Source organism: Bradyrhizobium sp. (genome assembly GCF_035273305.1).
GTDB lineage: Bacteria > Pseudomonadota > Alphaproteobacteria > Rhizobiales > Xanthobacteraceae > Bradyrhizobium.
In genome coordinates this window covers 1-7,135 of record NZ_DATEPI010000078.1, presented here as the reverse complement: position 1 = coordinate 7,135, position 7,135 = coordinate 1, and the positions used below count along the sequence as shown (strand labels likewise).

4 protein-coding genes are annotated in these 7,135 nt (G+C 59.9%); 1 reads left to right on the top strand and 3 read right to left on the bottom strand.

Annotated features, from left to right (window positions below):
• The 3 genes from VJV58_RS05050 to VJV58_RS05040 all read right to left on the bottom strand — a co-directional run.
• Positions 1-1,414: TonB-dependent receptor plug domain-containing protein (locus tag VJV58_RS05050; protein WP_324136245.1), on the bottom strand; the 1,414-nt coding region annotated here is incomplete at its 3' end.
• Positions 1,415-1,542: 128 nt separating this feature from the next.
• Positions 1,543-3,396, bottom strand: a complete 1,854-nt coding sequence (locus tag VJV58_RS05045; RefSeq protein WP_324136244.1) for a class I SAM-dependent methyltransferase — start codon at positions 3,394-3,396, stop codon at positions 1,543-1,545.
• 232 nt (positions 3,397-3,628) lie between these two features.
• Positions 3,629-4,282, bottom strand: coding sequence for a glutathione S-transferase family protein (locus tag VJV58_RS05040; RefSeq protein WP_324136243.1), 654 nt, complete (start codon positions 4,280-4,282; stop codon positions 3,629-3,631).
• Positions 4,283-4,418: 136 nt separating this feature from the next.
• Between VJV58_RS05040 and VJV58_RS05035 the strand changes: the two genes are divergently transcribed.
• Positions 4,419-6,503 (top strand): methyl-accepting chemotaxis protein, encoded by a 2,085-nt coding sequence (locus tag VJV58_RS05035; protein WP_324136242.1) that lies wholly within the window; start codon positions 4,419-4,421, stop codon positions 6,501-6,503.
• Positions 6,504-7,135: the final 632 nt, after the last annotated feature.

Below are 7,135 nucleotides of genomic sequence, written 5' to 3'. Positions count from 1 at the left end.
CGATCGCGATGGGGACGCCTGACTGGCCCAGGAACGTGCCGCTTCCCGTGACAACATAGTTCTGGCCGATCGTGCCCAGTTCGGAGCTGGCGTCGAAATGCGTGACGCTGGCATCGTAGCTCGCTCCTACCACGAAGCGGTTCTCATGCCCGAACAATTGGTCACTGTTGGTCGCCTGCCCTGATACGCCAAAGGTGGTCGAGCCTGTTGTGGTGCGGTCGATCTCGCCGAGTATGGCATTGGGTGCGAAGGGATTGGCAAGCTGAACGCCATTCAGGCCGAATGCAGGTGTCGTGTTGTCGCCGAAGCACAATAGCGTCGGATCAGCGCAGGGCTGAGTGTCCGTCGGATTTCCGTCCCGGGTTTTGTGACTGAAGCCTCGCACGTGCGCTGCGCCCTCAACTGTCCAGGTAGGCGTCGCCTCGACCTTACCAGTGAGGTTGAGGTAACCGACCTTGTTGGCGTTGGTCTGCGGCGTAGTGTACGACGCGCCCCAATATTGCTGAAGCAATTCGATCGGAACGGTGCTGGGCGAAGCGAGACGATTATCGGCAAGGCCCATGTTGATGTGGAATTCATTGCCTTCGAAACGATAAGCTACATCGCCATAGAAGCGCCGAATGTCAGAGGACGAGAAATTGCGGAAGCCGTCGTCGTGCGCGCCTTCGAGTGCGCCATAGACTGCCCATTTGTTATCGACCTGCTTGCCCCATTGCGCGGAGCCCTGTATCCGGCCGAATGAGCCGCCCATGATGTCGATCTCGGCGCCTTGATAGGTGAATCCATCCTTCATCTGCAGATTGACGGCCCCGCCCAGCGCGTTCAGACCGAAAGCTGGATTGTTGGTCACGACAGTGGCCGACCGGATCGCGGCCGTCGGGATCAGGTCCCAATTGATGCTGTCGGAGAACGCTTCGTTGATGCGCACGCCATTCTGGTAGACGGCCAGGCCTTGCGGCGTACCAACCAGGGGTGAAGCAACGTAACCGCGGAACTCGAGATTCGGCTGGAACGGATTGCCGGTGACGTCGCTGAGGTTCACGCCGGGCACATTCTGCTGAAGCGCATCGGCGATGTTCAGAGAGCCCGTACGCTTGATCTGGGTAGTGTCGACCGCGTTGATCCCGGCGGGAATCTTGTCGACATCCACGTTGCCGCTGGAGCCGGGTGATGTCGGATAGACGTATAGCTTCGGCTTGGGGCGCGCAGCATGGCTCGCAACGCTTGCCGGAGTGCGTGGCGCGCTGCGCTTCTGCTTCGCGGTCGTCTGTGGCGCCACGATTTCGACCGGTGGCAAGTTCTGAACGTTGGTCTCTTCCTGCTGCGCGAAAGCTGTGTCGATCCCCAGAACCAGAGCCGTGGAAATTGCAGCAACAACTAGACCCCGAGCGCCCATATCCCTCCTCAACGGCATTTCGGCTTTTCATCCCGCCGCTTGTTAATGCCCCTCTCCTTGAGAGCAACGATACAGGCTAATGGCCAAAGCGCGCCAGTCTTTCCCGACGATATAAACGTCGACTATGTTGTCGTGAGCGGTCCCGCTCAACACGCGTTCTTGCGCACCGTGAAGACATACATGCCCCAAAAAGTCTCCGGATGATCGGTTTCGAAGCGGGACCACTGATCCAAATTAGCCTCGTCGGCCACGCCCGGAAACTTCTTGTGAAATCTTTCGATCACCGCCGGATCGTCAAAGGGTTCGAATGCCAGGAAAGACAGATCGTTCTCATTCAGGAATGCAGCGATCTCCGCGATCGTGAAGCGATGCTCCATCACATTAAACAGCAAATCGCGGCAGCCGCTCATGCTGTAGAAATCCCTCGCGCCAACCAGCATTTTCCAGTGTTCCGCCTCGCGGATGATTTCCTGGCGACACCTCCTTATGTCGTCGGCTGCGGCGCGATAAGCCCGAGCCGCGATGCGGGCGCGGGCCTCCACGATGATCCGGCGCGCCAGATTGCTGTACAAGCCGATCCGCATGGTGCCACCGGGCCGCAGTAGCGAGACGAGCACGCGCCACCCGATCGTCGGTTCTGCGAGATGATGGAGCACACCGACGGACTCAATGCTATCGAACGTGCGATCGATCGTATCTAATTCCAGAATATCGGCTTGTGCATACTCAATGTTGCGCAACCCCAGTTCTCGTGTCTTTCGGCGAGCGTAGGCGAGACTGGGTAGGCTGATATCGACTGCGAGCAGACGGGCACTGGGATAGACTTGCGCGATTTGAATTGCATGCAAGCCGGTACCGCAACCCGCGATCAGAATATCCATTTCGGCTTGCTGTTCCGCGCCCGCGATGGTCCTTCCCCGCGCCCGATCAGCAGCGAATGCGTTCAGTGGGTTGATGGTCCAGCGCGGATAAGGATTCTCCTCGTATTGGCGCATCACTTCCACTGATACACTGTTCTTGATCAGGGCAAGTGTCGCGATGCCGGTGCGCTCGCTCGTTTCCTCGAGCGGCTCGCGGAGCTGCACCCGTAGCACGCCGGCGACGGTCGCTGGCCAATTCCGACGCAGAAGCGCTTCCGACATCGGCATGGCATGAAGCGGGTAATACGCCGCAACTACCGCCAGCGTGAGTGGAGAGATCGCGGTCTCTGATGCCAAATCCTGCAGCAATCGATCGCGCATTCCGCTCGCAAGTTCGCTTTCCGCTCCGCTTTGTACATAGACATATTCGTTCATGAAGCACTGCACAGCGAGTGCGGAAGCAAAGGCGACAATATCGTCGTCGATTTCGTCGTCATCTTCGCTCTGCTTACCTGCAATCCGCAGCAGCTCGGTGCGAGCATATCCCAGCAACAGTTCCAGTTGCACACTCACGAGTGTCGTCGCTTCCATCGCACAACGGAGGAAGAGGTCGTTTGCAAGCGGGGCGATGCCTTCGGTGCCGAACAATTCGACGTTCGTTATCGGCAGCGGCCGCTTGCCGGCGATCCGCGCGACATACGTGGAGATGACTGGGCTCTGCAGGATGAAGGCGACCGCCTTCTCGTCCATGCCGAGTGCAAGCGCTTTGCTGAAATGCGCGATCGCTTTGGTGCGATTACCCAGAGCCTGGTACGAATTACCGAGATTGTAATGGCAAGCGGCATTCACCTCGTCCGAAGCAATCGCTTTCGCGAACGTCTTCACCGCGCCCCGGTGATCGCCGGAGGCCTGCGCCATCAGCCCGAGAAGGTTCAGGCTCTGCACATGTGCAGGCTCTCGTGCGAGAATTTGACGGCAAATCTCTTGCGCTTGGTTGATGCGGCCCGAGCGGTACGAACGGCTTGCCTCAGCGGCGAGATCGGCGGTGCTGAGGCCCGCCGTGCCCAAGGTAAGCGCGTTTGGCCTGCTTGCGGTCTCGTCGCGCCGCTTATTGGCCGCACGTCGTTCTTTTCGATTCATGTCCCGTCAACTGATCCGATCTGTAAGACGCCGCCGAACAGCACTCCGAAAAGGCAGCTGTTCGTGCGCATCAACCAACCACGGCCGGCAGACATAGGGCCGATCGCACGATCGGCCAAGGATAATCTACCGGATCTGCCAGCAAGTGCGCTCGAAACAAAGAGAAGCCGCCAAGCGAGGCGGCCTCGGGGAATGCTCAGCGCGAGGATGACGACTTCCCCGACCACCTCGATCAGCCGGCCCGTGACTTGCCGGTGTTAACCGCCAACTGCGCGTCGAAGGCCCGCTTGTAAGCGGGCCGCGCTTCGCCGCGGGCGAGGTAAGCGGCCAGGTTCGGAAATTCATCCAGAATGCCTGATGACTTCAGCCTGAGCAGCACCGACACCATCATCAGGTCGCCTGCGCCGAACGCACCATCAAGCCAATGGGCATCGCCCAACCTATCGGAAAGTGGCCTCAAGCGGCCGCGGACGCGATCTTCGACAAGAGGCAGGCGCTCTTCATTCCAGGGCTTGTCGCTCTCCAGGAGTTTCGCGCTTCCAAGTTCAAGGATCGGCGGTTCCACCGTGCTGAGCGCAGCAAACATCCATGTGATCGCGCGCGCTCGGGCATTGGCATCGTGCGGCAGTAGGCCCGCATAGCGTTCCGCGATGTGGAGCACGATCGACCCTGTCTCGAACAGCGCGAGATCGCCTTCCTCATAGGTTGGAATCTGACCGAAAGGATGAAGCGCCAGATGCGCGGGTTCCTTCATCGCGCGAAACGAAACAAGCCGAACCGCATAGGGTTGGCTCACTTCCTCCAGGGCCCAACGAACACGCGTATCGCGCGCCAGCCCCTTGCCGCCATCGGGCGACCTTTCAAAGGCGGTAATGGTGATGGTCATCTTGACGCCCCTCCTTGAAGATCATCGGCTCGGCGCGAGTGCGGCAACGTCGCTCGCCAATAGCGTAAACTGAAGATTAATTTGCAGCCTTTATGATAGTGAAGCCCACTTCTCCGCCATCGTGATCGGTTAAATAATGAAAATCGGTGCCCTCCTGACTGCCGCGATTATCACGCTTTCAGTCGTCGGGGGCGGGCTTTCCGCCTATGTCGCGGCGACAAAATACCAGACCATGGGCAAGGCGTCGGTGGCGCAAAGCCGGCTGGAGATCGTGCGGGCGGTCGGCGACATTCCTCGTTATATGAACTCCGAACGCGGCTTCGCTACAAACATCATGTTCGGCCCCGCCACTGTGGACCCCAAGGCGCGGGCGGAATTGATCGAGAAATACCGTAAACAGACCGACGGCGCGCGCGACAAGATGAACGCGATCCGCAAGACCCTATCCAGTACGATTGATGACAGCGACGAGGTCGGCGCCGGAATCGATGCGTTGAACGCGAAATTCGTGGCGTTGCGCGAGGCAATGGACAAAGCGATCGACGGTCCCGCAGAGGTCCGCAAGGACGCCGTCAAAAAGATCGTCGCGGAAAACGCTGACTTCAATGCCGCGGTCACAGCGCTGCTCGACAGCCAGGTTCGCAAGATGGCGTTGCTCAATGGCGACGCATACCGGCAGGCAGTGTACGCGAACATCGCCTGGACGCTGCGCGATGTCGGCGGTTACAACGCCAGCGTTCACAAAAATCTCGTCGGCGCCAAGCGCGCGGCGACCGAAGCCGAAAAAATGGAGATGAGCCGCTCGCAAGGCCGGGCTGACCAGATCCTGATGTCGTTGCAGGAATTGCGCGGCAATCCCGCAACCGCCGCTAATGTCGCGGCGGCGCTCGAGCGCATGAACGCGGCCTATGTCGACCGATTCGGCAACGAGCTGAAGATGGCGCGAGAAGGCGCCAGCAGCGGAAAATACGAGCACGATGTCGAAACCTATTATCCCGAATCTCAGCGAGGTCTTTCTTCGGTGGTCGAGGTTCGTGACGCTTTCTACGAAAACGCCGAGCAGGTGTTGTCTGCGGCTTATTCTTCCGCGCGTCTCAGCTTTTTGATTGCGCTGGCCGGCTTGTTAGCTGTCGTGGTGGGGGGCGCTGGCCTGGTGATAATGGTCCGTCGCCACGTCTGCGAGCCGATCGTGGAGCTTACCGCGGCGATGTCGCAACTTGCTACGGGCGATGTATCCGGCGAAATTCCGGGCGCCGATCGCAACGACGAGATCGGGGCGATGGCTGCGGCGGTGCGTGTGTTCAAGGACAACAAGATCGAGGCCGACCGGCTGGCTTGGGAGCAAGATGCCGAGAACGAAACCAAGATGCGGCGTGCCCGGATTCTCGACGAACTCACCCGCGCGCTCGAAACCAGAATAACAGAATTGGCCGGCGGGTTGTCGACGGCTTCCGCCGCGATGGAACAAACCGCGCAATCGATGTCTTCGACCGCGTCAGCTACCAACCGTCAGGCAGCGATCGTAGCCACCGCGTCCGAACAGACATCGAGCAACGTGCAGACCGTCGCGAGCGCCACTGAGGAGATGGCTTCCTCGATCGCGGAGATCGGACGACAGGTTGCGCAATCCACCGAAATAGCAAACCGGGCTGTCGATAACGCGCGCCGCACCGGGGAGACCGCGCGCTCGCTGGCCGAGGGCGCGCAGAAAATCGGCGATGTGGTGACATTAATTCAGAATATCGCAGCGCAGACCAATTTGCTTGCGCTGAATGCGACCATTGAGGCGGCGCGTGCGGGCGACGCCGGCCGCGGCTTTGCCGTGGTCGCCTCGGAGGTCAAGTCATTGGCCGGGCAAACTGCAAAAGCGACCACCGAAATCTCCGAGCAGATCGCGGCAATCCAGGCAGCGAGCGACGAGACTGTGGCGGCGATCAAGAATGTGGTCGATGTGATCGGCGAGATCGATCAGATCGGCATAGCCATCGCATCTGCAATCGAGGAACAGGGTACTGCAACCACGGAGATCTCGCGCAGCATTCAGGAGGCCGCACGCGGAACGATGGAAGTGAATGCGAACATCTCCGGCGTGCAGCGCGCCGCCGATCAGACCGGCGCCGCGGCCGGTCAGGTGCTCAGCGCGGCCCAGCAATTGTCCTCTCAATCGGGCGAGCTTGCCGGGCACGTCAACCGTTTCCTGTCCGAGGTTCGCGCAGCCTGACGGGCAACATGCCGTCCTCTGATTTGGGGTGTGTCCATCCTGGTTTGCAAAAAGATTTTGATTCCCGCCTGGCCCAAATCACTTCATAAGCCTCGCCGTCTCGTCCCATGCAGGGACGCTCGCGATCGTCACGAACGCGGGGCGGGATGCAATGGACGCTGATGCGCCGCTGACGAACGGCGCAGATGCGGACGGCGAAGTCGTGTGGTTCTGATGCCTCGACGCTGGCGTCAAGTCGGCGGGAATATCCCACCGACGACGGTGACAACAAAGCCCGATCACCGGGAAGATCACGTTATAAGTCGTAAAACCATTGCGCGGGGAATGCCGGGTGATCTCGGCGCGACCGTGGTGATTACGCTCGTATGCTTTTTATTTTGCATGCGAGGCTGCGGGCGCATCGAGCGCCCGGCATACCCTGCGCCCTCTGATGTTTCAGACGCGCTTCATATCGCCAACTCGCGCGGATCACGCGGCGAGATCGCGGAGACGTGGGCGGGTCGTCTGGCTGTTTGAAAATTTGGAATTGAGCGCGGCTGCTCTTTCTTATCCCTCCCACTTGTGGGGTCGAGACGAGCAAAGCTCGCTCTGGGGTGGCGCGAAGCGCCGGGTGGGGGCTTCCGCAGGGGACG